The sequence below is a fragment of the Aeromonas sp. FDAARGOS 1406 genome (genome assembly GCF_019048565.1).
GTDB classification, from domain to species: Bacteria; Pseudomonadota; Gammaproteobacteria; order Enterobacterales; family Aeromonadaceae; genus Aeromonas; species Aeromonas caviae.
Genome location: NZ_CP077378.1, coordinates 1,671,965 through 1,696,250 on the forward strand (window position 1 = coordinate 1,671,965; position 24,286 = coordinate 1,696,250).

At 62.2% G+C, this 24,286-nt stretch carries 22 protein-coding genes and 2 pseudogenes; 13 read left to right on the top strand and 11 right to left on the bottom strand.

The genetic code is table 11. The features are described 5' to 3' along the window. The first annotated feature begins 117 nt into the window (after positions 1 to 117). The 5 genes from I6L36_RS07810 to I6L36_RS07830 all read left to right on the top strand — a co-directional run bounded on the left by I6L36_RS07810 (position 118) and on the right by I6L36_RS07830 (position 4,361). The gene (locus tag I6L36_RS07810) at positions 118 to 1,347 is read left to right on the top strand and encodes a D-alanyl-D-alanine carboxypeptidase family protein (protein WP_039041110.1); all 1,230 of its coding nucleotides are present in this window, start codon (positions 118 to 120) and stop codon (positions 1,345 to 1,347) included. Positions 1,348 to 1,626: 279 nt separating this feature from the next. Next, a complete protein-coding gene (gene ybeD, locus I6L36_RS07815; protein ID WP_010673756.1) occupies positions 1,627 to 1,890 on the top strand; it encodes a DUF493 family protein YbeD in 264 nt (87 codons plus the stop codon). A gap of 93 nt (positions 1,891 to 1,983) precedes the next feature. After that, the gene (gene lipB / locus I6L36_RS07820; protein ID WP_010673755.1) at positions 1,984 to 2,676 is read left to right on the top strand and encodes a lipoyl(octanoyl) transferase LipB; all 693 of its coding nucleotides are present in this window, start codon (positions 1,984 to 1,986) and stop codon (positions 2,674 to 2,676) included. An 85-nt stretch (positions 2,677 to 2,761) separates the two neighbouring features. Next, positions 2,762 to 3,727: a lipoyl synthase gene (lipA, locus tag I6L36_RS07825; protein ID WP_109111910.1), complete on the top strand. Its 966-nt coding sequence runs from the start codon at positions 2,762 to 2,764 to the stop codon at positions 3,725 to 3,727. Between the two features lie 145 nt (positions 3,728 to 3,872). Then, positions 3,873 to 4,361, top strand: coding sequence for a GNAT family N-acetyltransferase (locus tag I6L36_RS07830; protein ID WP_109111911.1), 489 nt, complete (start codon positions 3,873 to 3,875; stop codon positions 4,359 to 4,361). A 33-nt stretch (positions 4,362 to 4,394) separates the two neighbouring features. Here I6L36_RS07830 and nqrE read toward each other — a convergent pair. From nqrE to I6L36_RS07860, 6 genes and pseudogenes are all read right to left on the bottom strand, one after another. Continuing rightward, positions 4,395 to 4,994: pseudogene (gene nqrE / locus I6L36_RS07835) on the bottom strand (NADH:ubiquinone reductase (Na(+)-transporting) subunit E). 202 nt (positions 4,995 to 5,196) lie between these two features. Further along, the gene (locus tag I6L36_RS07840; protein WP_010673751.1) at positions 5,197 to 5,490 is read right to left on the bottom strand and encodes a hypothetical protein; all 294 of its coding nucleotides are present in this window, start codon (positions 5,488 to 5,490) and stop codon (positions 5,197 to 5,199) included. A 306-nt stretch (positions 5,491 to 5,796) separates the two neighbouring features. Beyond that, on the bottom strand, positions 5,797 to 6,300 hold the full coding sequence (locus I6L36_RS07845) for a GNAT family N-acetyltransferase (RefSeq protein ID WP_109111912.1): 504 nt from the start codon (positions 6,298 to 6,300) through the stop codon (positions 5,797 to 5,799). 40 nt (positions 6,301 to 6,340) lie between these two features. Continuing rightward, positions 6,341 to 7,522 carry a MerR family transcriptional regulator gene (locus I6L36_RS07850; RefSeq protein ID WP_109111913.1) on the bottom strand — a complete coding sequence of 394 codons (1,182 nt, stop codon included), beginning with the start codon at positions 7,520 to 7,522 and terminating at the stop codon, positions 6,341 to 6,343. A gap of 151 nt (positions 7,523 to 7,673) precedes the next feature. Continuing rightward, a complete protein-coding gene (gene recJ, locus I6L36_RS07855) occupies positions 7,674 to 9,404 on the bottom strand; it encodes a single-stranded-DNA-specific exonuclease RecJ (protein ID WP_109111914.1) in 1,731 nt (576 codons plus the stop codon). After that, positions 9,370 to 10,074, bottom strand: a pseudogene (locus I6L36_RS07860) (disulfide isomerase DsbC N-terminal domain-containing protein). The gene recJ and the pseudogene I6L36_RS07860 overlap by 35 nt, the downstream one beginning before the upstream one ends. 259 nt (positions 10,075 to 10,333) lie before the next feature. On the opposite strand from I6L36_RS07860, the gene mscL reads away from it, so the two are divergent. Continuing rightward, positions 10,334 to 10,744 carry a large-conductance mechanosensitive channel protein MscL gene (gene mscL, locus I6L36_RS07865; RefSeq protein WP_010673746.1) on the top strand — a complete coding sequence of 137 codons (411 nt, stop codon included), beginning with the start codon at positions 10,334 to 10,336 and terminating at the stop codon, positions 10,742 to 10,744. Between the two features lie 74 nt (positions 10,745 to 10,818). On the opposite strand, the gene xerD is transcribed toward mscL, so the two are convergent. Continuing rightward, complete coding sequence (gene xerD, locus I6L36_RS07870; protein WP_042014490.1) at positions 10,819 to 11,718, bottom strand: site-specific tyrosine recombinase XerD; 900 nt, start codon at positions 11,716 to 11,718, stop codon at positions 10,819 to 10,821. Between the two features lie 183 nt (positions 11,719 to 11,901). Here xerD and fldB point away from each other — a divergent pair, with 183 nt between their 5' ends. From fldB to I6L36_RS07890, 4 genes are all read left to right on the top strand, one after another. Further along, a complete protein-coding gene (fldB, locus tag I6L36_RS07875) occupies positions 11,902 to 12,420 on the top strand; it encodes a flavodoxin FldB (RefSeq protein ID WP_041212516.1) in 519 nt (172 codons plus the stop codon). Between the two features lie 618 nt (positions 12,421 to 13,038). Further along, positions 13,039 to 14,439 (top strand): TldD/PmbA family protein, encoded by a 1,401-nt coding sequence (locus I6L36_RS07880; protein WP_041212515.1) that lies wholly within the window; start codon positions 13,039 to 13,041, stop codon positions 14,437 to 14,439. Beyond that, positions 14,439 to 15,779: a TldD/PmbA family protein gene (locus tag I6L36_RS07885; protein ID WP_041212514.1), complete on the top strand. Its 1,341-nt coding sequence runs from the start codon at positions 14,439 to 14,441 to the stop codon at positions 15,777 to 15,779. Before I6L36_RS07880 ends, I6L36_RS07885 begins: the two co-directional genes overlap by 1 nt. A gap of 141 nt (positions 15,780 to 15,920) precedes the next feature. Continuing rightward, complete coding sequence (locus I6L36_RS07890) at positions 15,921 to 16,298, top strand: VOC family protein (RefSeq protein ID WP_010673739.1); 378 nt, start codon at positions 15,921 to 15,923, stop codon at positions 16,296 to 16,298. A 71-nt stretch (positions 16,299 to 16,369) separates the two neighbouring features. On the opposite strand, the gene I6L36_RS07895 is transcribed toward I6L36_RS07890, so the two are convergent. Beyond that, positions 16,370 to 17,296, bottom strand: coding sequence for a L,D-transpeptidase family protein (locus I6L36_RS07895; RefSeq protein ID WP_109111915.1), 927 nt, complete (start codon positions 17,294 to 17,296; stop codon positions 16,370 to 16,372). A 443-nt stretch (positions 17,297 to 17,739) separates the two neighbouring features. Between I6L36_RS07895 and yegQ the strand changes: the two genes are divergently transcribed. Both yegQ and I6L36_RS07905 read left to right on the top strand, forming a co-directional pair. Beyond that, the gene (gene yegQ, locus I6L36_RS07900; RefSeq protein ID WP_010675357.1) at positions 17,740 to 19,104 is read left to right on the top strand and encodes a tRNA 5-hydroxyuridine modification protein YegQ; all 1,365 of its coding nucleotides are present in this window, start codon (positions 17,740 to 17,742) and stop codon (positions 19,102 to 19,104) included. A 1-nt stretch (position 19,105) separates the two neighbouring features. Beyond that, complete coding sequence (locus I6L36_RS07905) at positions 19,106 to 19,354, top strand: YfhL family 4Fe-4S dicluster ferredoxin (protein ID WP_010675358.1); 249 nt, start codon at positions 19,106 to 19,108, stop codon at positions 19,352 to 19,354. A 416-nt stretch (positions 19,355 to 19,770) separates the two neighbouring features. On the opposite strand, the gene I6L36_RS07910 is transcribed toward I6L36_RS07905, so the two are convergent. Beyond that, positions 19,771 to 20,163 carry a DUF1090 domain-containing protein gene (locus I6L36_RS07910; protein WP_109113154.1) on the bottom strand — a complete coding sequence of 131 codons (393 nt, stop codon included), beginning with the start codon at positions 20,161 to 20,163 and terminating at the stop codon, positions 19,771 to 19,773. 160 nt (positions 20,164 to 20,323) lie between these two features. Here I6L36_RS07910 and I6L36_RS07915 point away from each other — a divergent pair, with 160 nt between their 5' ends. Further along, a complete protein-coding gene (locus tag I6L36_RS07915) occupies positions 20,324 to 20,677 on the top strand; it encodes a DsrE/DsrF/TusD sulfur relay family protein (RefSeq protein ID WP_010675361.1) in 354 nt (117 codons plus the stop codon). A 3-nt stretch (positions 20,678 to 20,680) separates the two neighbouring features. Here I6L36_RS07915 and I6L36_RS07920 read toward each other — a convergent pair whose 3' ends face one another. Together I6L36_RS07920 and pnp are read right to left on the bottom strand one after the other, a co-directional pair. After that, on the bottom strand, positions 20,681 to 21,892 hold the full coding sequence (locus tag I6L36_RS07920; protein ID WP_109113153.1) for an MFS transporter: 1,212 nt from the start codon (positions 21,890 to 21,892) through the stop codon (positions 20,681 to 20,683). A gap of 142 nt (positions 21,893 to 22,034) precedes the next feature. Next, the gene (gene pnp / locus I6L36_RS07925) at positions 22,035 to 24,173 is read right to left on the bottom strand and encodes a polyribonucleotide nucleotidyltransferase (RefSeq protein ID WP_029314766.1); all 2,139 of its coding nucleotides are present in this window, start codon (positions 24,171 to 24,173) and stop codon (positions 22,035 to 22,037) included. Between the last annotated feature and the right edge of the window lie 113 nt (positions 24,174 to 24,286).

Sequence of the window (24,286 nt, forward strand, 5' to 3'; positions counted from 1 at the left end):
CCCATAAAATCCCGTCCAGGTCGCATCTCGGACTATGACCGACACGCACATCTGGTATAGTGGGGCCCGCTTTTTTTCAACTTGGGTACATCCCATCCAGGCACCAGGAATTTCAAGATGTCCAAATTTGCCCGCTCCGTTATTCTGGCCTCCCTGTTAAGCGCCACCGCTCAGGCCAACCAGCCTGTTCCGACCCCGGATTCGGCTCTGCCGAGTGCCCAGCCGGTCCCCACTTTGAACAGCGCCCCCATGGTGGTGCCTGCCGCGCCCGAGATCTCCGCCAAGGCCCACATCCTGATTGACTACTTCTCCGGCCAGGTGCTGGCCGAGCAGAACGCCGACGAGCGTCTGCCCCCCGCCAGCCTGACCAAAATGATGACCTCCTACATCGTCGGCGACGAGCTGCACAAGGGGAACATCAAGGGCACCGACATGGTGACCATCAGCCAGAACGCTTGGTCCAAGAACTACTCCGACTCCTCCAAGATGTTCATCGAGGTGGGCAAGCAGGTCTCCGTCGATGATCTGAACAAGGGCATCATCATCCAGTCCGGCAATGACGCCTGTGTCGCCATGGCCGAGCACCTGGCAGGCAGCACCGACTCCTTCGCCAGCCTGATGAACGCCTGGGCAGCCAAGCTCGGCATGAAGGACTCCCAGTTCAAGAACCCCCACGGCCTGGATGAAGAGGGCCACTACAGTACCGCCCGCGACATGGCCCGCCTGGGTCAGGCCCTGATCCACGATCAGCCGGAGGAGTACAAAATCTACTCCCAGAAGTCCTTCGTGTTCAACGGCATCACCCAGCACAACCGCAACCGCCTGCTGTGGGACCAATCCCTGCAGGTTGACGGCATCAAGACCGGTCACGTCAGCCAGGTCGGCTACAACCTGGTCTCTTCCGCCACCAACAACGAAGGCATGCGCCTGATCGCCGTGGTCATGGGGGCCAACAGCGAGGCTTCCCGCGCCGCCGAGAGCAAGAAGCTGCTCACCTACGGCTTCCGCTTCTTCCAGAGCCTGACCCCCTACAAGGCGGGCACCGAACTGGTCACCCAGAAGATCTGGATGGGCGACAAGTCTGAAGTGAAGCTGGGGGTCGACAAGGACGTCTCCGTGCTGGTCACCCGTGGCCAGGGCAACAACCTCAAGGCGGACTTCCAGCTGGAGAGCGAGCTGAAGGCGCCCCTGGCCAAGGGCCAGCGCGTCGGTACCGTGTACCTCAAGCAAGGGGACAAGGAGATCAAGCAGGTTCCCCTGGTTGCCCTGGAAGAGGTGCAGGAAGGTGGCCTGATGAGCCGCCTGTGGGATTACCTGGTGATGCTGGTCTCCAGCTGGTTCAAGTAACAGACCCTTCCTCAAGCAGCGGCGCCAACAGGCGCCGCTGCTGTCTTTTGCGGTCTGTCCAGTCAATAACCCTGTAATCTGCAGGTTCCGCCGACTGACGATTTGTGGTAAAAAGCAGCATTTCCACGTCTTGCCGCACCGCCGGGTCTTGATCCCGAGGCGGCTCATGCCCATATAGACTGGGAACTGTCCCCTGGGGGCAGATGAGGGGACCGTTTCGGCGGCCCTCAAAGACGTAAAGATGACGTCGCTTCCCGGCGACCCAGAAAGGTGAAGTAGATGAATACCAAGTTTGATGAACTGCTGGAGTTCCCCTGCAAGTTCCCGTTCAAGGTGCTTGGCGTGGCCGATCCCGCCCTGCCCGACATGGTGGTGGAAGTGCTGCAGCAACATGCTCCCGGCACCTACAGCCCGACCGTTCAACCGAGCTCCAAGGGCAACTATCACTCGGTACGGGTGACGGTCACCGCCCAGAGCAAGGAACACATCGAGGCCATGTATACCGCCCTTGGCAAGATCGAGCTGGTTCGTTACGTCCTGTAAGTTGCCTCTCTCGCCCCGCCACCGGGGCGACTGATTATTTGCCGCCCGGTCGCAGCGGCGACCGTACCGACACCGCGCCGCCAGTGAGGAAAGATGTCACTCGAAACGCCCGCCGAGCCACAACCGTCAGCCGGCCAACTGCTCGTCAGACAGCTGGGCCGTCGCCCCTACCAGCCGGTGTGGGACGCCATGAAGGCGTTCACCGACAATCGCACCCCCGACACCCCGGACGAGTTCTGGGTAGTGGAGCATGACCCCGTCTACACCCAGGGTCAGGCCGGCAAGGCCGAACACCTGCTCGCCCCCGGCAACATCCCGGTGGTGCAGAGTGATCGCGGCGGCCAGGTGACCTATCACGGCCCGGGCCAGCTGGTGCTCTACGTGCTGGTGGATGTGCGCCGCAGCAAGCTCTCTGTACGGGAGCTGGTGACCTGCCTCGAAACCGCCATCATCAACACGCTCGCCAAAAGCAATATCGAGGCCTACGCCAAGGCCGATGCCCCGGGCGTCTACGTGAAGAGCGATCTGGGTATGGAAGCCAAACTGGCGTCCCTGGGTTTGCGCATTCGCAAGGGGTGCTCGTTCCACGGGTTGGCTCTCAACGTCAACATGGACATGACTCCCTTCCTGCGCATCAATCCGTGCGGCTATGCGGGCATGGCCATGACCCAGACCAGCGCCCTGGGCGGCCCGCAGAGCGTCGCCGAGGCACAGTCCCTGCTGGTGACGGAGCTGGCCCGCCTGATTGGCTACCAAGAGATCACGAATACCGAAGAGGCGGCATGAGCAACCCCATGCCCCGTGGTCACGAGGGAGCCGCAAGGCCCCTGGTGACCGTCAACCAGACAATAACAAACACCGAGAGTGAATCATGAGCAAACCCGTTCGTATGGAGCCGGGCGTCAAGCTGCGCGATGGCGACAAGATGGCCCTGATCCCGGTGAAATTCATGCCGGATCCCAACGAGGAAGTGCTGCGCAAGCCGGAGTGGATGCGGATCAAGCTGCCGCCGTCGAGCCAGAAGATCGAGCACATCAAGAGCACCCTGCGCAAAAACAAGCTGCACTCTGTGTGTGAAGAGGCTTCCTGCCCCAACCTGGCGGAGTGCTTCAACCACGGCACCGCAACCTTCATGATCATGGGCGCCATCTGTACCCGCCGCTGCCCCTTCTGCGACGTGGCCCACGGCCGTCCGTTGCCGCTGGATCCGGAGGAGCCGAAGAAGCTGGCACTCACCATCAAGGAGATGAACCTCAAGTACGTGGTGATCACCTCGGTGGACCGCGACGATCTGCGGGACGGCGGTGCCCAGCACTTCGCCGACTGCATCCGCGAGATCCGCGAGCACAGCCCCCAGACCCGCATCGAGATCCTGACCCCGGACTTCCGTGGCCGGATGGAGCAGGCGCTGGAGGTGTTCCGCGAGACCCCGCCTGACGTCTTCAACCACAACCTGGAAACCGCCCCGCGCATGTACCGGGTTGCCCGTCCGGGTGCCGACTACAAGTGGTCCCTGGAGCTGCTGCGCCGCATCAAGGAGATGCACCCCCACGTGCCGACCAAGTCCGGTCTGATGATGGGCCTTGGCGAGACCAACGAGGAGATCGTCGAGGTACTCAAGGATCTGCGCGAGCACGGCGTCAACATGCTGACCCTGGGCCAGTATCTGCAACCGAGCCGCCACCACCTGCCGGTGAAGCGTTATGTGCCGCCCGCAGAGTTCGACGAACTCAAGGATGTGGCCATGGAGCTCGGCTTCAGCCACGCCGCCTGCGGTCCCTTCGTGCGTTCCTCCTACCACGCAGACCTGCAAGCCAAGGGGGAAGAGGTCAAATAAGCCTCTTTTCCTGCTGGCAGAAAAAAGAGCGCCCCTGGGCGCTCTTTTTTTATCGCCGTCACCTCGCAGGCAGCGGTTGTCCCTTTGTGATTGGCGCCGTTCTGGCGTAACGTGGCCACTCCCCTTCTCTGGAGTGCTGTGCCGGATGCCGACTCTCACCGTTCGCCTGATCCCCCTGCGTGACGCAGACTTTCCCGCCTATCGCGACTACTTCATCGAGGATTACGCCCAGGATCTTGCCAGCAACCACGGGATGGCGCTGCCTGACGCCCACCGTCAGGCCGACGCCTCGTTGCAGCAGCTCCTGCCACTGGGTGTCGCCACCCCGGGTCATCACCTGCTCGCCATGGTACCTGAAGCCTCGAACGCGCCGGGCGAGCCTCTGGGCTATCTCTGGCACGCCATCGACGCCGCCGCCGGCACCACCTTCATCTACGACTTCTATGTGACACCGCCCCATCGTGGTCGCGGCCTCGGCAAGGCAGCCATGGCCGCCCTGGAAGCGCAGCTCGCCCCCCTAGGCATCCACCAGATCAAGCTGAGGGTGGCCCATGACAACCCGAGGGCACTGGCGCTCTATCAGGCGCTGGGCTTCACCATCACCGGCTACAACATGGCAAAGCGTCTGGATTGAGCACCTTCATTGGGCCACCACCCGGCCCATGGCTCAGAGCGAGATGCCGGAAAAAGACATGAAGCCGAGGGACATCAGCCCGGCCACGATGAAGGTAATGCCGATCCCCCGCAGCCCCTCGGGCACATCCGAATACTTCATCTTCTGGCGCAACCCCGCAATGGCGACGATGGCCAGCAGCCAGCCCAGCCCTGAGCCCGCCCCGTAGACCACGGATTCGATGAAGTCGTAATCCCGCTGGGCCATGAACATCACCCCGCCGAAGATGGCGCAGTGCACCGTCAGCAGCGGCAGATAGATACCGAGCGCGTGATGGAGCGCTGGGAAATGTTTGTCGAGCACCATCTCCATCACCTGCACCAGCGCCGCCAGCACCCCGATGTAGACGATGAAATCGAGAAAGCCCAGATCAAACTCCCCGAGGAAGGTACTCTAGGGACGCAGGATATGGCGGTAGATCAGGTTGTTGAGGGGAATGGCGATCACCATGACCACCAGCACCGTCATGCCCAAACCGAAGGCGGTGTTGATGTTCTTGGAAACGGCCAGGAAGGTGCACATGCCAAGGAAGAAGGCCAGCGCCAGGTTTTCCACAAAAATCGACTGGATGAAGAGATTGACGTAATAGTCCATGAATGAGTTCACCACTTGGTTGCAATAAGAGCACGTCCGCGCCCGGCCAACGGCCAGTCGCGAAGATGACGTCACGGATGACGTTTACAGAGAGAGCTGGCGCAGCACCCAGAATGACCACGGCAGCCGCCAGACTGCCGAGCAGCCCGGTCAGCGGTACTCAATGACGGGGATCAAACGGGCAGGCGCCCGGCTGGTGAACCTAGTCGCCCTGGCAGAAGCGATATTGCAGGTGGTGGCAGCGAAGCCGCCGTGTGTGCAGAGCGCCGAAGTAGTCGGGCCGCTGCCTGAGATAGATGAGAGGCAGGAAAAACAGCAGGCCGCAGAGCAGGCCGAGGATCTCGTGCTGGAACCAGGCCAGCAGCATCTGGTAGAGCTCGGCATGAGCGGCCCCTTCCAGTCGCCGTCCCTGTTCGAAACCGAGCCGCCACTGGGAGGCGGGCGGCAGGCTGACGTTGTCGGCAAGCCCCGGGTTCGCTGGCTCATGGAACAGCATCGGCCACTCCTGCCCTTGCGTCTCCATTCCCGGCGTTGCAACGACCCCTGCCGCCGCCGCAGCGGCAAGCCAGAGAAGGCAGGCGATGGCAAGCACCATCGGCCATGACGAGGGGCGGCGAGAGGATGACAAGGGGGCTGTCCGTCAAGAAAAATTACAGGTGGAATATATCACAATACCGTCACTTATTGCATTTTCCACCATGAGATATCAGAAAGGTTGATATTAAACACCGCCCTATTCCCTAAAACCGGCAAGGTTGCACCACCTTGAGAAAGCGACTTGCATCTTCCTCAAGGTGAGGGCTTAGCCCTGCTCGAAGGCCGGGTGATAGCGCACTTCACCACTGGGCATGGCAGCGCCGAACGAGCGGGCCATGAAGTACTCGGGCGGCACGCCGGGCAGCGTCAACCCCGGCTCGGGCACGAAACCGAAACGGCCGTAGAAGCCGGGATCCCCCAGCACCACGCAGCCGACCGCTCCCATCCCCTTGAGCTCGGCCAGACCCGCGTCCATCAGCCGTGACCCCAGCCCCCTGCCCTGAAGCGCAGGGGAGACGGAAATGGGGCCAAGGCCATACCAGTGCGGGCTGCCATCGCTGATGGTGACCGGCGAGAAGCAGAGGTGGCCGACCACCCGCCCCGCCTGCTCCGCCACCAGCGACAGGCTGAGTGCCCCGGCCTGGCGCAAGGCGCGCACGATCAGCTGCTCGTTGTGATCGGTATGGGGGGCATTGAGGAACGCGGCCACGGTCAGCGCTTCAATGGCGTCGTGATCGGCGCCCGTTTCAGGTCGAATGAGAATATTCATAAGGTTTTCTCCGTTTGTTATCTTGCAATGGATGGCCTGATCAGACTGTCTGCAGGCAGCAGATCACATAGCCATAGCTGCCCAGGTATTGGCGGTGGATGGCCACTTCCCGGCTCAGATCCTGCCAGGCTGGGCTATCCCCCAGCTCGGCACGGTGGCGCGCCAGATTGCGCTCGATGGGATCCAGATAGTTGTCCCAGGCCCTTTGCGGCAACGGGGTATGCCACAGACAGCGATAACCCGCCTCCTGCACCGTTTTGAGCAGGCCCGCCAGGGTCTGCATTGCGGGATAATCTCGCTGCCAGAACGCCAGCGCCTCCTCTGGGGGCGTGTCAGTCAGCCACACCAGGTCGCTCAGCACCAGGCAGGCAGCAGGGCCGGCAAGGTACGGCCGCCATGCCTGCAAGGCGTTGGCCACCCCGATGGTGTAGGCACTCCCCTCGGCCCAGATGAGATCGGCGGGGGCAAGGTCTGCCGGCAGCGCCGCCATGTTGGCGCACAGGGTAGTGACCTGCTCAAAGCCAGCCGCGCTGGCCGATCTCGCCACGGCGGCCAGCGCCTCCTCGTCCAGATCGATGGCCACTATGGTGGCGTCCGTCACCTGTGCCAGCGCCAAGGTGGCGGCGCCGCGCCCGCAGCCCATGTCGAGGATCCGGCGAGGCTGGCTGGGCAGCGCGGCAAACTGCTGCTGTGTGAAGAGGCTATCGCCCGGCCCCCAATAGCTCATGCCGTCCAGCAGCAGCTTGAAATCCCGGATGTAGCGCTCATGTTCGTTCATGTCTTTGCTGAGCCACTGCAGGTGGTAACGCTCTTTTTCACTGAATCCCTGCTTCATCACCCAGGCAAAGTAGGCCTGCGGGGCTTGATGCTGCAGTTGCCGCTGCCAGGCCTTGAACTCGTCGCCGGAGTGCGCACGCAAACCGGCGAGATCCGCCAGCAGATCCCGGGCGCGTTGCATCCGCGCCAGCTCTTCATCCAGCTCCCTGACCCGGGCTTCCAGTGTCGCCTGCTCCAGCTCGCCCGCCAGACAGGCGAGGCACTGCTTGAGGCTGAGGCCACCGGCCTGCAGGGCCTGTACCATCCGCAGCCGCTGCAGATCGTCATCGTCGTAGTGGCGATAGCCGTTGGCGCCCCTCGTGCCCGCAATCACCCCCAGTTTCTCGTAATAGAGCAGGGTGGAGCGTGCCAGGCCGCAGCGCCGGGCCAGTTCAGATATTTTCATGACAACCACTCGCTGAGGTGTCCGTGACCCGATGAAGGGAAGCTTAAACTGTGAAGCAATAGACGGGTCAACGACAACATCCGGGTTCACACCATAAAAAAACGGCCACCCTGAGGTGGCCGTCATCGGCAGCAAGAGAGACTCGCGGGAATCAGAGACCGGCGGCTTCCAGATGCTCCACCAGCAACTGCACGCTGCGGTTGCCACGCCACTCGTTGACGTCGAGCCGGTAGACCAGCCGCACCCGCTTCACCGAGGCATCGGGCCAGCGTTGCAAGTCGACGCCAAAGGCGATGGCATCCACCGCGTGGCCGGAATCCGTGGTCAGCATCATCTTGAGGTGCTTCTCCCCCACCAGCCGCTGCTGCACCAGCACGAATTCCCCGTCAAACAGCGGCTCGGGGAAGGCCTGACCCCAGGGGCCGGAGGCGCGAATAAGCTCTGCCAGCTCGAGGGTGAGCTCGTCCGGCAGCAGTTCGCCATCGGTGAGCAGCACCCCGGTCAAGAGCTCAGGGGTCACCAGCTCGCCGATGACCGCCTCAAAAGCCCGCCCGAAGGCCTCGATATTGGCCTTGGGCAGGGTCAACCCGGCCGCCATGGCGTGGCCGCCAAACTTGCCCATCAAGCCGGGGTGGCGGGTATCGAGCAGTTCCAGCGCATCGCGCAGGTGCACCCCCGGGATGGAGCGCCCGGAGCCCTTGAGCTCGGTCTCGCTGCTCTCGGCAAAGGCGATGACCGGGCGGTAGTACTTCTCCTTCACCTTGGAGGCCACCAGCCCCACCACCCCCTGATGCCACTCGTTTCGGTGCAGCACGATGCCGGAGGGCACCTCGCCGTCACGAAAACGGATCTGCTCCAAAGTGGCGAGCGCCTCCTGCTGCATCCCCTGCTCGATCTCCTTGCGCTCCTGGTTGAGGCTGTCCATTTCGGAGGCGAACTGGCGCGCCAGGTTGATGTCGTCACAGAGCAGACAAGCGACCCCGAGGGACATGTCATCGAGCCGGCCCACCGCGTTGAGGCGCGGCCCCAGCGCAAAGCCGAGATCGGCAGCGCACAGGCGACGACCGTCGCGGCCCGACACATCCACCAGCGCCTGGATGCCGGGGCGACAACGGCCGGCCCGGATCCGCTGCAACCCCTGATGAACCAGGATGCGGTTGTTGCCATCGAGCGCCACCACGTCGGCCACGGTGCCGAGGGCCACCAGATCCAGGTAATCCGCCACGTTGGGGGCGCGCAGCCCCTGGCACTCATACCAGCCGCTCTGGCGCAGATGGGTGTTGAGGGCCGCCATCAGATAGAAGGCGACCCCGACCCCGGCCAGGGACTTGGAGGGGAAGTCGCAGCCATGCTGGTTGGGGTTCACTATCGCGTCGGCGTCAGGCAGCTCCTGGCCGGGCAAATGGTGATCGGTAACCAGTACCTGCATGCCTGCCGCCTTGGCCGCCGCCACCCCGGCGATGCTGGAGATGCCGTTGTCCACCGTGATCAGGAACTCGGCGCCGCGGGCCACCGCCAGCTCGACGATCTCCGGGGTGAGGCCATAACCGAACTCGAATCGGTTGGGCACCAGAAAATCGATGTGGTGCCCCCCCATGGCGCGCAAAGCCAGCACGCACAGGGCCGAGCTGGTGGCGCCGTCGCAGTCGAAGTCACCGACGATGAGAATGCGTTTTTGCGCCGTCAGCGCCTCGGCCAGCAGCGGCACCGCCTGCGCCATGCCGAACAGGCGCTGGGGCGGCAGCAGCTGGTTGGCGCTGCGCTCCAGCAGGGCAGGGTCTTCGACCCCGCGGCTGGTGAAGATCTGGCGAAGCAGCGGGTGCAGGGTGGCGGGCAGATGGGAATCATCAACTCGCGGACGACGACGGATTTGCAGGGGCATTGATGTGATCCAGTATCTTGAGCAGTTGTTCGGGGCTCTGGTAACCGCGCACCAGGTCGCCATTGGGCAGGACCCAGCTCGGTGACGCCTTGATCCCGAGCCATTGGCTCAGGCCGATATGATGGGCAAGGATCGCATTACAGCCGCTCTCAGGCAAACGATCGCTGAAGTTGAGTTCGCGCAGCAGCCCGGGATCGCACCAGCTAGCCTGATCCGAGGCGGCGACAGGCGCAGGCAGCAGTTACACGCTCACGCCCCTCGCCTGCAAACGGGGCAACTCCTCCAGCGCGATGCGACAAGGACCGCAGGCGAGATCGGTAAACAGGGTGAGGCGGTGGCGTTCAGGGGTGGCCTTGAGCCAGAGCCGGGCCTCCCCTATCTGGGAGAGCGCCAGCCTGCGTTGCTGCTGCTGGCTGAGCCGGGTGAGGTTTCTCATGTCGTGGGCCAGATCCAGCATGGAGCCCTGCAGCACATAGTCTCCCCTGGCATCGCTGTAGAGCAGTCCCTGGGCCGTGCCCAGCAGATAGAGGCCCGGCATGGGGGTCTCGTCCACCAGGTAGACCTGCACACCGAGGCGCTGCTCTATGGTCTGTTTCAACACATGGGGGTCCATCCCCGCGCTGGCCGCAAAAGCGCACAGCAGCATCATTCCCAGCAGTAAATATCGCATCAGCTCATTCACTTGGCATGATTGAAGGGTCTCATAAGGTAACCCAGACAATTCCCTCTCCCAAAGACCTTAATTAGTGATCGATTAATAACGTCCGCAAGAAAAAATCACGGGATGACAGGTTGCCAATCGGGCTTGAGCCCCGCAAGCTAATCAGGACGACGGGAGACATTTTTAGTCATCCCTCTGTTTTGCTGATGTTTTATTATTCAAATCGACGTGCGCTCAGGTGGCACGTTGTCCATTTTTAGGGGGAAAAATGAGTCTGATTCAAGAGTTCAAGGCCTTTGCATCCAGGGGCAATGTGATCGACATGGCGGTCGGTATCATCATAGGTGCCGCCTTTGGCAAGATTGTCTCCTCCTTCGTGGGAGACGTGATCATGCCCCCCATCGGGCTGATCCTGGGGGGCGTGGATTTCAGCGATCTCGCCGTGACCCTGAAGGCCGCCGAAGGGGATGCCCCTGCCGTGGTCATCGCCTACGGCAAGTTCATCCAGACCTGTATCGACTTCCTGATCATCTCCTTCGCCATCTTCATGGGGCTCAAGGCCATCAACACCCTGAAGAAGAAGCAGGAAGAGGAAGCCGCTGCCCCGGCCGGCCCCACCAAGGATCAGGAGCTGCTGACCGAGATCCGCGACTTGCTGAAATCCCAGCAGGGGAAATAACCGTTTCCTCCCTGTCGTGTGCTGAAAAAAAAACCGCCTTCGGGCGGTTTTTTGTTGCAAGGCCGATGAGGCGCTCAGGCTCTGGGGTGGTGCTGGCCGTGCAGTGCCTTGAGCCGCTCGTTGGCCACGTGGGTATAAATCTGGGTGGTGGAGAGATCCGCGTGGCCCAGCAGCATCTGCACCACTCGCAGATCGGCGCCGTGATTGAGCAGGTGGGTGGCGAAGGCGTGACGCAGGGTGTGGGGGGAGAGTTCCCCCCTGATGCCGGCTCTCAGGGCATAGAGCTTGATGCGGTGCCAGAAGGTCTGGCGGGTCATCATCCGGGCCCGCTTGGAGGGGAACACCACGTCCGAGCTGGTGCCACCCAGCAGCAGGGTGCGCCCCTCCCGGTAGTAGCGCTCCAGCCAGTGCACCGCCTCCTCCCCCATGGGGACCAGGCGCTCCTTGTTGCCCTTGCCTACCACCCGCACCAGCCCCTGGCGCAGGCTGACGTGTTCGGCGGTCAGCCCCACCAGCTCGGACACCCGCAGCCCGGTGGCGTAGAGCAGCTCGAGCATTGCCTTGTCCCGCAGCTCCAGCGGATCGTCCACCAGGGGGGCTTGCAGCAGCGCCTCCACCTCGGCTTCGCTCAGATCCGATGGCAGCTTTTTGGGGAGCTTTGGCCCCTCCAGCAGCACGGTGGGATCGTCGCTGCGCAGCTTCTCGCGATTGAGGTACTGGTAGAAGCGGCGCAGGGCCGAGAGGAAACGGGCCGTGCTGCTGGCCGCGAACTGGTGGTCCACCCGCCAGGCGAGGTAGTGCTGGATGTCGTCCAGCCCCGCCAGCAGCAGGGAACCGCCTTGCTCATCGAGCCAGAGGGCAAATTTTTCCAGGTCGGTGCGATAGGAGCTGACCGTGTTGTCGGAGAGCCCCCGCTCCAGCCAGAGGGCGTCGAGAAACGGCTCGATCAGGGGATGGGATTCTGCTTTGCTCATGGTGGGCCGCGCTCAGGGAAACAGGTCGCCATTGTAACGTGCCGACCCACCCGGGCCGCAAGGCAAGGCTGCACATCCCCTCAGGCGGTGAAGAGCCCGGCGCAATCTGCTAGACTGGCGCCCTCCCCCCGGGCGCCGCTGTGCCGGTCACGCCCCTTGCCGACTGCGATCAAGAGAAGAGCGATGAAGATAGGTTTGTTTTATGGCTCCACCACCTGCTACACCGAGATGGCCGCCGAGAAGATCCGCGCCCTCATCGGCCCCGAGCTGGTCGATCTCCACAACATCAAGGATGTGCCCCTCGCCCGCATGCAGGAGTACGACATCCTGATCCTAGGCATCTCCACCTGGGACTTCGGCGAGCTGCAGGAGGACTGGGAATCCCGCTGGGAAGACATCGCCGACCTGCATCTGGAGGGACGCATCATCGCCCTGTTTGGCATGGGCGATCAGCTGGGCTATGGGGAGTGGTATCAGGATGCCCTCGGCCTGCTGCACGATCAGCTGGTCCCCAAGGGAGTCAAGCTGGTGGGCTACTGGCCCAACGAGGGGTACGAGTTTGACGCCTCCAAGGCGCTCATCGACGATGGCCGTCACTTCGTCGGGCTGGCCCTCGATGACGCCAACCAGTACGACCAGACCGAGTCCCGCATCGAGCAGTGGGTCGACCAGATCCTGAGCGAGATCCACGAACTGCTCTGATCCTGGCCGCCTGGATGTTCGACGACGCCAGCCAATGGACGACCAGACCGACCCCGTATCGAGCAGTGGGTCGACCAGATCCTGAGCGAGATCCACGAACTGCTCTGATCCTGGCCGCCTGGATGTTCAACGACGCCGGCCAATGGGCGACTAGATCGACCCCGTATCGAGCAGTGGGTCAACCAGATCCTGAGCGAGATCCACGAACTGCTCTGACCCTGACCGCCTGGATGTTCGACGACGCCAGCCAATGGACGACCAGACCGACCCCGTATCGAGCAATGGGTCGACCAGCTCCTGAGTGAGATCCACGAACTGCTCTGACCCTGATCGCCTGGATGTTCGACGACGCCGGCCAATGGACGACCAGACCAACTCCGTATCGAGCAGTGGGTCGACCTCATATCAAGCGAGCGCCATGAGCGGCGCCAACCTCCCCTGCCGGTAGCCTGCGCTCGGGCTGCCGGGCGCATAAATCGCACCGATTTTCTCGTTTGGTATCATCGGCTGACGCTATAGCGACTTTTTGCTTCTGGTCTGCAACAATGAGGTCGACACCCCATAACAACACAACGCCGGGTGTCGGAAGCAAACGGACAGACCAGAAAAGGATATTCTATGACTTCATTCTCCCTGTTGGCCCCCGCCATCGCCCGCGACGTGCTCGATCACGCGCTGGCGCTGGGTGCCGATTTCGCCGAGCTGTTTGTGGAGCGCAAGCGCCGCAGCCAGCTCAGCCTGCTCTCCAGCCAGATAGAGAACATTAGCGGTGGTCTCGACTTCGGTATCGGCGTTCGCCTGTGCTACGGCCACAAGGTGCTCTACGGCTACACCAACCTGGCCGATCGCAACGAGCTCTTGCGCATCGTTACCCTGCTGGCGGCCAAGGACAGGCGTGACCCCGTGGTCACCGCCACCGCCTTTGACTTCACCCGCCTGACCGACCGTAACCCGATCGCTCTGCCGCTGTCGGCCGACAAGCTGCTGGAGCAGAAGATCGCCTACCTGCATGCCATGGACGCTGCGGCCCGCGCCGAGAGCGACAAGGTGAGCCAGTTCTCGGGCAACGTGCTCGGCTGGGAGCAGGAGGTGGAGATCTTCAACAGCGAAGGGGTGCAGGTGAGCGATCGCCGCCACTACAACCGCATCATGGCCCAGACCATCGCCCTGGACGGGGGCGAGCAGAGCGTAGGTTATGAAGCCCCCGGTGCCATGAAGGGATGGGAACATGCCGAGAGCATCGATCCCCGCGAGCTGGCTCTCACCGCCACCCGCCAGGCACTGGTGAAGCTGGGAGCCGCCCCCTGCCCTAGCGGCAAGCTGCCGGTCATCATGGAGAGCGGCTTTGGCGGCGTCATCTTCCACGAGGCGTGCGGTCACCTGCTGGAGACCACCTCGGTGGCCAAGAAGGCATCCGTGTTCCACGACAAGATGGGCCAGCTCATCGCCAACCCCGCGGTCAGCGCGGTGGACGAGGGCTTGCAGGGCAACGCCTGGGGCTCCATCAACGTCGATGACGAGGGGATGGCGACCCAGCACACCCAGCTCATCAAGGATGGCGTGCTGACCGGCTTCCTGGTGGACAGAATGGGGGCCCTTCGCACCGGCTACGCCCGCACCGGTTCCGGGCGCCGGGAATCCTACAAGTTCGCCCCCGCCTCCCGCATGCGCAACACCTATATCGAACCGGGCAACTACAGCCTCGACGACATGCTGGCAACCGTGGAACACGGCATCTATGCCAAGCGGATGGGGGGGGGCTCTGTGCAGCCAGGTACCGGCGAGTTCAACTTCAACGTGCAGGAGGCCTACCTCATCGAGGGGGGCAGGATCACCCGGCCCCTCAAGTCGGCCACCCTGATCGGCACCGGCCCGCAGGTATTGAAGGAGATCTCCATGGTGGGGCGCGATCTGGCCCTCTCCGCCGGCATGTGCGGCTCGGTCTCCGGATCCATTCCCGCCTCGGTCGGCCAGCCGCCGCTCAAGGTTGACAATATCCTGGTCGGAGGGAACGCCTGATGAGCCAACTCGACATGAACCAACTGCTTGCCCGTCTATTGGACCAGGTCGCCGATCTGGGTGCCGAGGCAGACGTCATCGCCAATCAGGAGAAGGCCTTCTCCCTCAAGGCCGACAAGGGCGAGCTCAGTGAATACAAGGTCACCAGCAGCCAGCAGATCGGCATTCGCCTCATCAAGGAAGGCCGGGTCGGCATCGCCTATTCCGAGTCCCTCGACGCGTCGGCCCTGGACGCCATGGTGCAAGATGCGCTCGATGCGAGCCGCTTCGCCAAGGTGGACCCGGATCAGCGCATCACAGTGCAGCAGAGCAGGCTCATCACCGACTGCGCCGAGATACATCAGGCCGACACCACGGCGGTGGAAGAGAAGATCGCCCTGACCCTGCGCCTCGAGTCCGACATGCTGGCCCTGCCGGACGTGACCGGCGCCCCCTACAACGGCTTCTTCGAGGGGGAGAGCCGCCTCTGGCTTGCCAACAGCCAGGGCAGCATCTGTGAACATCAGGAATTCAGCGTCGGCTGCCACAGCTCCGCTCTCATCGAGCGGGAGGGCCGCCAGTCCATGCACTACCAGGGACAGTACGCACGGCGCTTCGACGAATTGGAGAGCCAGCCTCTCATCCGCCAGATCCACGCCGTGGCCGATGGCCTGCTGATGGGTGAGGCGGTGCCAAGCGGTCGCTACAGCGTCATCTTCAGCACCCACTGCTTTGCCAGCCTGTTTGGCTGCTTCCAGTCCGCACTGTCTGGCAAGTGGGCCCAGCAGGGGATCAACCCCTGGCGCGACAAGCTGGGCCAAAGCGTGGCTTCTCGCTGGCTCACCCTGGAGAGTCGTGCCTATATGCCGGGGGGCATGAAGATCAAGGCGTTTGACGGCGAAGGGGCCGCCACTTCGGATCTCCTGCTCATCGGCGAGGGGGAGCTCAAGACCCTGCTGCACAACAGCGCCACCGCCCGCCACTTCGGCGTGACGAGCAACGGTGCAGCCGCCCGCAGTGCCCGCAGTGCCCTGGACGTGGCCCCTCGTCACCTGGTGTTCGGGCTCGGCCCCCACGGCGAGGCCGAGGTACAAAGCGGTGAGTACCTGGAGCTGGTCAAGCTGGACGGCCTGCACTCCGGGGCCGATGCGGTGAGCGGCGACTTCTCGTTCGGCGCCTCCGGCTTCCTCTGCCGAAATGGCGAGCGCGTGGCACCGGTACGCGGCATCACGGTGGCGGGCAACTTCTATCGTCTGCTCGGGGAGCTGGAAGCGGTCGGCAACCAGCTGCACCACGACGATGGCAAGGACTTCTATGCCCCGCTGATCCGCTTTGGCGGGCTCAGCATTGCCGGCAAATAAGAGGGGGAGCCTTACTCGGCTCTTCCCCCTTCAAGCGGCGCCATCAGGCGCCGTTTTTTTATCCATGGCGCCCCCCGACAGCCACTTCTAACCTCAAAGAGCCACCGACCGCGTTGGCCGGGAACTCTGGAGAATACGACGATGGACAACACCCTGGTCTGGGCCGATATTCCGACACGGGATCTGGATCGCGCCATGGACTTCTACTCGGCCCTGCTCGATGTGCAGGTCACCCCCATCCAGGAAGAGACCATGCGCTTTGCCATGCTGCGCCACGACGGCAGCAACGCGGCGGCCTGTCTCGGCCCCATGGACAAATATCACCAGCCCGGCGGTGCCGGTCCCCTCATCTATCTCTCCCTCGGTGACAGGCTGCAGGAAGCGGAACTGCTGGTCCCACGGCTCGGCGGGCGGGTGCTGGAGCCTCTGCACAGCATCGGCAGCGGTCATGGCTCCCGGGTCATCATCGAGGATACCGAAGGCAACTGGCTGGCCCTCTATGCCCCACCAGCCAGCTGACGTCCGGATACGCAGAAACAACAACGGCGACCTGATGGTCGCCGTTGTTGTTTAACTGCACTTGCCGGCCATTACGCTTCTGGATTGAGGCGGGTCGGGATGCCGGTACGCTGTTCCAGCACCTGCTTGACCACGTTGGAATCGCTGTCAGCGTGGGCGATGAAGCGGGTGGTAGCCGGGGTCATGGGCAGCGGCACGGAGGCGGTGGAGTTGAACTCTTCCTCGGTGCGCGACAGCGGCTCGTGCACTTCCATGTAGCGACCGCCATCCGGCTCGACCGTGGTCTTGACCGGCTGGTTGACGAACTGGACGCGGGTGCCGACCGGCACGTGATCGAACAGGTACTTGATGTCGTCGGCGCGCAGGCGCACGCAGCCGCTGCTCACCCGCAGACCGATGCCGAAGGTGGCGTTGGTGCCGTGGATGGCGTACAGGTTGCCGATGTAGAGCGCATGCAGGCCCATGGGGTTGTCCGGGCCGGCCGGCCAGACCGCGGGCAGGGTCTTGCCCTGGGCGGCGTAGCGGCGACGGATGTTCTCGGTCGGGGTCCAGGTCGGGTTGGCACGCTTGCGCTCAACCTTGGTGATCCAGTTCTCCGGGGTGTTGACCCCGAGCTGGCCTATGCCGATGGGCAGCACATGCACCACGTTCTTGCCCTTCGGGTAGTAGTAGAGACGCATCTCCGCCACGTTGATGACGATCCCTTCGCGGGGAGCGTTGGGCAGGATCAGCTGATGGGGAATGATCAGCGTGCTGCCCGCCTTGGGCAGGTAGGGGTCGACGCCCGGGTTGGCTTCCATGATGTTGGTCAGACCCAGCTGGAAGTCGGAGGCGATCTGCTCCAGCGGACGGTTGTCTGCGGGCACCACGTATTCCTGGTTCTCACCGATCAGGCGGCTGTTGGCCGCAGGCAGCTGGTATTCAACGGCGGCGGCCTGCTGGCTGACCAGCGCCAGCGAACATAAAAGAGCCGAAGCGGCAATGCGAAGGGGATTCATAAAATTCCTGTATGGTTTCCTGTTCCTGTGGGCCTTTGCCCTGCTCATCATCGGTCTCTTGTGGGCCCGTCACCGGGGACCAACAACCGAGCGCGCATTCTTTCCCGAGCAGGGCAAAATTTCAACTTGGAGATGGTCTTTTTCGCCGAAAAGATCCATTTCATCGCCAACTCAGGGGCATCTTTCACCCCTTGCACTCTAGCAACCCCAGTCTGAGCGTAAAATGAACATGGCGCAGGCATGCCAAGGCCGTCCCAAATTGCATGACGAGGCGGTCACGAGTACAATCTCGCACCCCGTATATCCGGAGTATCGAGTCACCTCCTGCTCCGATGTACCCCCATCGGATGGCCGTGCGTCGAAGACGGTCGCGCCACCGATGAACCCACACGACGCCATCAGGTGGCGCCGTCCTGATTTGCAATCAGATAAAAGAGCCCAACATGTTCAGACCAGAATTGCTCTCCCCTGCCGGGACCCTCAAGAACATGCGCTACGCCTATGCCTATGGCGCAGACGCCGTCTATGCGGGCCAGCCGCGCTACAGCCTGCGGGTACGCAACAACGAATTCGATCACGAGAATCTGCAGCTCGGCATCAACGAGGCCCATGCCCTCGGCAAGCAGTTCTATGTGGTGGCCAACATCCAGCCCCACAACTCCAAGCTCAAGACCTTCATCCGCGACATGCGCCCCGTGGTGGATATGAAGCCGGATGCACTCATCATGTCCGACCCCGGCCTCATCATGATGATGCGCGAAGCCTTCCCCGACATGCCTATCCACCTCTCGGTGCAGGCCAACGCGGTCAACTGGGCCACGGTGAAGTTCTGGCATCAGATGGGACTGACCCGTGCCATCCTCTCCCGCGAGCTGTCTCTCGACGAGATCGAGGAGATCCGCATGCAGGTGCCGGAGATGGAACTGGAAGTCTTCGTCCACGGGGCGCTGTGCATGGCCTACTCCGGCCGCTGCCTGCTCTCCGGCTACATCAACAAGCGTGACCCCAATCAGGGCACCTGCACCAACTCCTGCCGCTGGGAGTACAAGGTGCACGAGGGCAAGGAAGATGACGTGGGCCAGATCGTCCACCGCCAGGAGCCCATCGCCGTGCAAAAGGTGGATCCGACCCTGGGCGCAGGCAAGCCAACCGATGCCCTGGTGCTGCTGGAAGAGTCCAACCGCCCGGGCGAGTTCATGACTGCGTTTGAAGACGAGCACGGCACTTACATCATGAACTCCAAGGATCTGCGCGCCGTCGAGCACGTCGAGCGCCTGACCAAAATGGGCGTTCATTCCCTGAAAATCGAAGGCCGTACCAAGTCCTTCTACTATTGCGCCCGTACCGCCCAGGTCTATCGCAAGGCCATCGACGATGCGGTGGCTGGCCGTCCGTTCGATCCGACCCTGATGGGCACCCTCGAGAACCTGGCCCACCGCGGCTACACCGAGGGCTTCCTGCGCCGTCACAACCACAGCGAATACCAGAACTACGACTACGGTTACTCCGTCTCCGACACCCAGCAGTTCGTCGGCGAGATCACCGGTCGCAATGGTGACATGGTCGAAGTCGAGGTGAAGAACAAGTTCCTGCTGGGCAACAGCCTGGAGCTGATGACCCCCCAGGGCAACCTCAGCTTCAACCTGGAGCAGATGCAGAACCGCAAGGGCGAGCTCATCGACACCGCGCCGGGTAACGGCCACGTGGTCTACGTGCCGGTTCCCAAGGAGATCGACGTGAATTACGGCATCCTGCTGCGCAATCTCGGCGAGCGAGAGGATACCCGTCAACCTCACTCGGCGGCCTGAGATGGCACTGCTCATCACCGACAAGTGCATCAACTGTGACATGTGCGATCCGGAGTGTCCGAACCAAGCCATCACCCTGGGGAGCAAGATCTACGAGATAGACCCGGATCGCTGCACCGAATGCGTCGGCCACTATGAGAAGCCGACCTGCATCAGCGTCTGCCCTATCGACTGCATCATCTGGGATCCCGCCCACGTGGAAACCGAAGATCAGTTGATGGAGAAATTCGTGCGGATGCACAGGCAGTAGCTGTGGCACCTGCATCAGCGTCTGCACCCCATGGACGGCATCCTCCGGGATCCCGTCCATAGGGTGGAAACCGAAGATCAGCTGATGGAGAAGTTCGTGCGGATGCACAGGCAGTCAGCGTCTGATACTCGCGGGTGCATTATCCAGAAATAGAAAAAGCCGGGCATGCCCGCAATGCTGTTCACTTAAGAGAATTTGAGTTCCAGTCCACGTAGTATCAGGACAAAAAAGCGAGGGAGGCATGATGCCTCCCTCTTTCTATTGCAAGCCCCGCTGGATAAAGGCTGGAGGAAGATCGACTGGACACAGCCTTGCCCCCTCAACTCAAATCCAATTTATGAATAATCAGTCAAAAAAGTGCTTATCTGAACAGCATTGCGGGCATGCCCGGCTTTTTCTATTGCGCTGCCCTTCCCTCAGGGTTTGACCAGTTTTTGCAGCGCCTCGAGTTCGCGCTGGGCTTCCAGCAACTCGGCCTGGGACTCCTCCAGCTTGGACTGCTTCTTGGCAATCTTGTCCGGCTTGCCCGAGACCCGTGCGCTCTGCAACTCGGCCAGCCGCTCTTCCACTTCTTCCCTCTGCATGACCACCTTGCGTTGCTGCTCCTCAAGGAGCCCGGCATCGGTACAATGGGCCTCCAGGTTGCGCAGTGCCCGCTCAAGGCCGGCTACCTGCTCCTGGTTGTTGTGCTCCCTGGCGAACGCAAGCTGATCCGTCACGGCCTGCTCTCTGGCCTTGCAGCCGATGTTTTCACTACCATAGGCTTGTCCGGCCAACAACAATAAGCCTATTCCGGCGATCTTCCACATAACAACCTCTTTGTTCTGTCATACTGGATGGCCGTCCATGAGACCTGACTCCCTGTGTGAGGTCAAGACACACGGGGCCGGGCTACGACAGAGTGTGCTCTGCATCATGCCGGGCCGCTTTCGCCGAGGCTACAATGGCCCTTTCAATCAGGAGAGCCACATGACCCAACACATTCTCATCATTGCCAACGGCGCCCCCTATGGCAGCGAGTCCCTGTTCAATGCCCTGCGCCTCGGCATCGCCCTCAAAGAGGAGGGAAAGGTAGACCTCAACCTCTTCCTGATGTCGGATGCCGTCACTGCGGCCCTCGCCGGGCAGGCTCCGGCCGAGGGCTACAACCTGCGCCAGATGCTGGAGATACTGCTGGCTCAGGGCACCCGGATCCGGCTTTGCAAGAGCTGCACCGATGCGCGCGGCATCACCCCGCTACCCCTTGTCGAGGGCATAGAGATAGGCACCCTCCCCTTGCTGGCCCAATGGACTCTGGCCGCCGACAAGGTGCTGACCTTCTAGCTGTCAGGGCCCGGCCCGGACCAGCGCAGGGCGCGAGGTCCGGGTACTCAGACCATAGAGCATCAGGATCACCAGGCAGAGCAGCGCCATCAGGGCGTAAAGCCAGCTCCCGCCCCAGTAGGCCAGCACCCAGCCTCCCAGCAAGGCCCCCATGGCCACCCCGAGTCCGGAGATGGAGGCCGCCCCGAAATAGCTCCCCTTCAAATGACCAGGCGCCATCTGATCGATCAGCACATTGAGCAAGGGGAAGAGGATGCACTCCCCGACGCTCAGGAGGATCACCGCCACTATCCAGTGCCACCAGATGGCGGTATCCCCCAGCGCAAACTGCAACTGGGCGCCGAGAAAGAGCGCCACCCCGAGTTGCAGCTTGCGCCGCGTGGACCAGCGGGCAGTCAGGTGCAGCAGGGGGAACTGCAGCATCACTATGGTCAGCGCATTGGTCGTCACCAGCCAGCCGATGAGCCGCTCCACCTCCGGCGTCCCCGCGCGGGTCAGATACTGGATGAGGGGCGACTCGAACTGGGCGTAGACCAGCATCAGCAGCAGATTGGCCATGATCAGCAGCAGAAACCCCCTGTCCTGCCAGAGCACCCGCAGCACGGCACGCATGCCGGGCCCGGCCGCCTGGCTGGTGTGGCAACCCGCCAGCCTGAACCCGATGATAAAGACGATGCCAAGCAGCAGATAGCTGGCACTGAGCAACAGGAAGGTCTCCTGACGCGCGCTCAGGCCATAGGTGACGCCGAGCAGAGGACCGATGGCCGCCCCCAGGTTGAGCAGGAAATAACGCAGGTGCAGCGCCAGCTCACGGGCTTTGGGCTCGGCCAGATTGTCGGCCATCAGTGCCTTGCCCGGTGAGTCGATGAGCCCGTAGGAGAGTCCGCTGCCGATCACCCCGAGTGCCAGCCAGCCCACCTGGTGGGAGAGGCCGAGCAGGGCCACACTGGCGGCGGAAACCAGGCAGCCGAACAGCAGGATGTTGCGCCGCCCCCATTTGTCCGAGAGCCAGCCGCCATAGAAGCTGACAAGCGTGGAAAGCGCCGCCGTGGCCCCCAGAATCAGGCCTATCAGGGTCGCCGAAAGTCCGTAGTCACGGTAGAGCAGGATCGAGAGAAAGGGCCAGACCATGAAGAAGGTGGTACGCACCATGAAAGTGCCCAGGATGACGATCCAGACCAGGGAAGGAAACTGCCTGAGGTAGGCCCATGACATGCTGCAATTCCTTTTGCCAACGAAGCGGGGTCGTCCCTTATATCAAGGGGCGCCAAAAGGAACAAGGAGACAATCTGCGCCATGCCGGGCGACAGGCACAAAAAAGCCGACCCAAGGGTCGGCTCTTTCACATACGGCAGCCTTATTCGGCAGCCGGCTCTTCGACGGCAACGGCAGCAGGAGCAGCAGCCGCTTCAGTCGGTGCGTTCGCTTCCTTGATGGAGAGACGCACACGGCCCTGACGGTCCACTTCCAGTACCTTCACCTTCACCACGTCGCCGATTTTCAGGAAGTCGGCCACGTTCTGCACGCGGGCATCGGTGATCTGGGAGATGTGCACCAGACCGTCTTTACCCGGCAGGATGTTGACGAAGGCGCCGAAGTCAGCCAGGCGCACGACCTTGCCTTCGTAGATGCGGTTCACTTCGATCTCGGCGGTGATGGCCTCGATGCGGCGGATCGCTTCCATGGCGGCTTCGTTGGCCACGGCGGAGATGCGAACGGTACCGTCATCATCCAGCTCGATGTTGGTGCCGGTCTCTTCGGTCAGTGCACGGATCACGGAACCACCCTTGCCGATCACGTCCTTGATCTTCTCAGGATTGATCTTGATGGTGTGGATGCGCGGTGCGAAATCGGAGATCTGGGCACGGGGAGCCTGGATAGCTTCGTCCATCACCTTCAGGATGTGCAGACGAGCGCCACGAGCTTGCTTCAGCGCAATCTCCATGATCTCTTTGGTGATGCCTTCGATCTTGATGTCCATCTGCAGCGCGGTCACACCTTCGCTGGTACCGGCTACCTTGAAGTCCATGTCGCCCAGGTGATCTTCGTCACCCAGGATGTCGGACAACACGACGAAACCTTCTTCTTCCTTCACCAGACCCATGGCGATACCGGCAACGGAGGCCTTGATCGGCACACCGGCATCCATCAGCGCCAGGGAGGAACCACAGACAGACGCCATGGAGGAGGAGCCGTTGGATTCGGTGATTTCAGAGACCACGCGCACCACGTACGGGAACTCGGCGGCGCTCGGCATCACGGCAGCAACGCCGCGCTTGGCCAGACGGCCGTGACCGATTTCACGACGCTTCGGGCTGCCCATCATGCCGGTCTCGCCGACGCAGTAGGGCGGGAAGTTGTAGTGCAGCATGAAGCGATCGGCACGGTTGCCGGTCAGCTCGTCGATGTTCTGGGCGTCACGCTCGGTACCCAGAGTGGCCACCACGATGGCCTGGGTTTCACCACGGGTGAACAGGGCAGAACCATGGGCACGGGGCAGGATGCCGGTACCGACGGAGAGGGCGCGGATCATTTCCGGATCGCGACCGTCGATACGCGGCTCACCACGTACGACGCGACCACGGACGATGCGGCTCTCCAGGCTGTGGAACTCTTCGCCGATCTTCTTGGCATCTTCTTCCACGCCGGATGCGATGACTTGCTCGACCACGCGGCCCTTGATGGCTGCGATGGTTTCGTAACGAACAGCCTTCTCGGTGATGCGGTAGGCTTCACCCAGTTCAGCGGTGGCCAGTTCGGCAACTTTGGCTTTCAGCGCTTCGTTGACGGCAGGCGGGGTCCAGTCCCAGGGCTTGGTACCGACGTCGGCAGCGAATTCATTGATGGCGTTGATCACGGTCTGCATCTGCTCGTGACCGTAGACCACGGCGCCCAGCATCACCTCTTCGGAGAGGATGGCCGCTTCGGATTCCACCATCAGCACCGCATTGGCAGTACCGGCAACCACCAGATCCAGATCGCTCTGGGGCAGTTCGGTGGTGGTCGGGTTCAGCACGTACTGGCCGTTCATGTAACCCACGCGGGCTGCACCGATCGGGCCGCCGAACGGGATGCCGGAGATGGCCAGGGCCGCGGAGGCACCGATCATGGCAACGATGTCGGGAGAAACGGCCGGGTTCACGGACATGACGGTGGCAACCACCTGAACCTCATTGAGGAAGCCTTCCGGGAACAGCGGACGGATGGGACGGTCGATCAGACGGGAGATGAGGGTCTCACCCTCGCTCGGACGGCCTTCACGACGGAAGAAACCACCCGGGATACGACCAGCAGCATAGGTACGCTCCTGATAGTTGACGGTCAGCGGGAAGAAATCACGGCCGTGATCGGCCTCTTTCTTGCCAACGACAGTCACGAAGACACAGGTATCGTCCATGCTGACCATGACGGCCGCAGTGGCTTGACGGGCCATCACACCGGTTTCCAGTGTGACGGTGTGTTGACCGTACTGGAATGACTTTACAATAGGATTCACGTGAATTTCCTTTTAACAATTTGGCGCTTTAAATTCGCGTGCAAGTATACTTGATTCGCATCAAAAGGTAAGCGCGGACGTCAATTCTGTGAGGCAGGCAACGGCCTGCATCC

Coding starts and splice junctions, on each gene's coding strand:
- I6L36_RS07810 (WP_039041110.1), top strand. CDS start 118: ATGTCCAAATTTGCCCGCTCCGTTATTCTGGCCTCCCTGTTAAGCGCC.
- ybeD (WP_010673756.1), top strand. CDS start 1,627: ATGAATACCAAGTTTGATGAACTGCTGGAGTTCCCCTGCAAGTTCCCG.
- lipB (WP_010673755.1), top strand. CDS start 1,984: ATGTCACTCGAAACGCCCGCCGAGCCACAACCGTCAGCCGGCCAACTG.
- lipA (WP_109111910.1), top strand. CDS start 2,762: ATGAGCAAACCCGTTCGTATGGAGCCGGGCGTCAAGCTGCGCGATGGC.
- I6L36_RS07830 (WP_109111911.1), top strand. CDS start 3,873: ATGCCGACTCTCACCGTTCGCCTGATCCCCCTGCGTGACGCAGACTTT.
- I6L36_RS07840 (WP_010673751.1), bottom strand. CDS start 5,490: ATGCTGTTCCATGAGCCAGCGAACCCGGGGCTTGCCGACAACGTCAGC.
- I6L36_RS07845 (WP_109111912.1), bottom strand. CDS start 6,300: ATGAATATTCTCATTCGACCTGAAACGGGCGCCGATCACGACGCCATT.
- I6L36_RS07850 (WP_109111913.1), bottom strand. CDS start 7,522: ATGAAAATATCTGAACTGGCCCGGCGCTGCGGCCTGGCACGCTCCACC.
- recJ (WP_109111914.1), bottom strand. CDS start 9,404: ATGCCCCTGCAAATCCGTCGTCGTCCGCGAGTTGATGATTCCCATCTG.
- mscL (WP_010673746.1), top strand. CDS start 10,334: ATGAGTCTGATTCAAGAGTTCAAGGCCTTTGCATCCAGGGGCAATGTG.
- xerD (WP_042014490.1), bottom strand. CDS start 11,718: ATGAGCAAAGCAGAATCCCATCCCCTGATCGAGCCGTTTCTCGACGCC.
- fldB (WP_041212516.1), top strand. CDS start 11,902: ATGAAGATAGGTTTGTTTTATGGCTCCACCACCTGCTACACCGAGATG.
- I6L36_RS07880 (WP_041212515.1), top strand. CDS start 13,039: ATGACTTCATTCTCCCTGTTGGCCCCCGCCATCGCCCGCGACGTGCTC.
- I6L36_RS07885 (WP_041212514.1), top strand. CDS start 14,439: ATGAGCCAACTCGACATGAACCAACTGCTTGCCCGTCTATTGGACCAG.
- I6L36_RS07890 (WP_010673739.1), top strand. CDS start 15,921: ATGGACAACACCCTGGTCTGGGCCGATATTCCGACACGGGATCTGGAT.
- I6L36_RS07895 (WP_109111915.1), bottom strand. CDS start 17,296: ATGAATCCCCTTCGCATTGCCGCTTCGGCTCTTTTATGTTCGCTGGCG.
- yegQ (WP_010675357.1), top strand. CDS start 17,740: ATGTTCAGACCAGAATTGCTCTCCCCTGCCGGGACCCTCAAGAACATG.
- I6L36_RS07905 (WP_010675358.1), top strand. CDS start 19,106: ATGGCACTGCTCATCACCGACAAGTGCATCAACTGTGACATGTGCGAT.
- I6L36_RS07910 (WP_109113154.1), bottom strand. CDS start 20,163: ATGTGGAAGATCGCCGGAATAGGCTTATTGTTGTTGGCCGGACAAGCC.
- I6L36_RS07915 (WP_010675361.1), top strand. CDS start 20,324: ATGACCCAACACATTCTCATCATTGCCAACGGCGCCCCCTATGGCAGC.
- I6L36_RS07920 (WP_109113153.1), bottom strand. CDS start 21,892: ATGTCATGGGCCTACCTCAGGCAGTTTCCTTCCCTGGTCTGGATCGTC.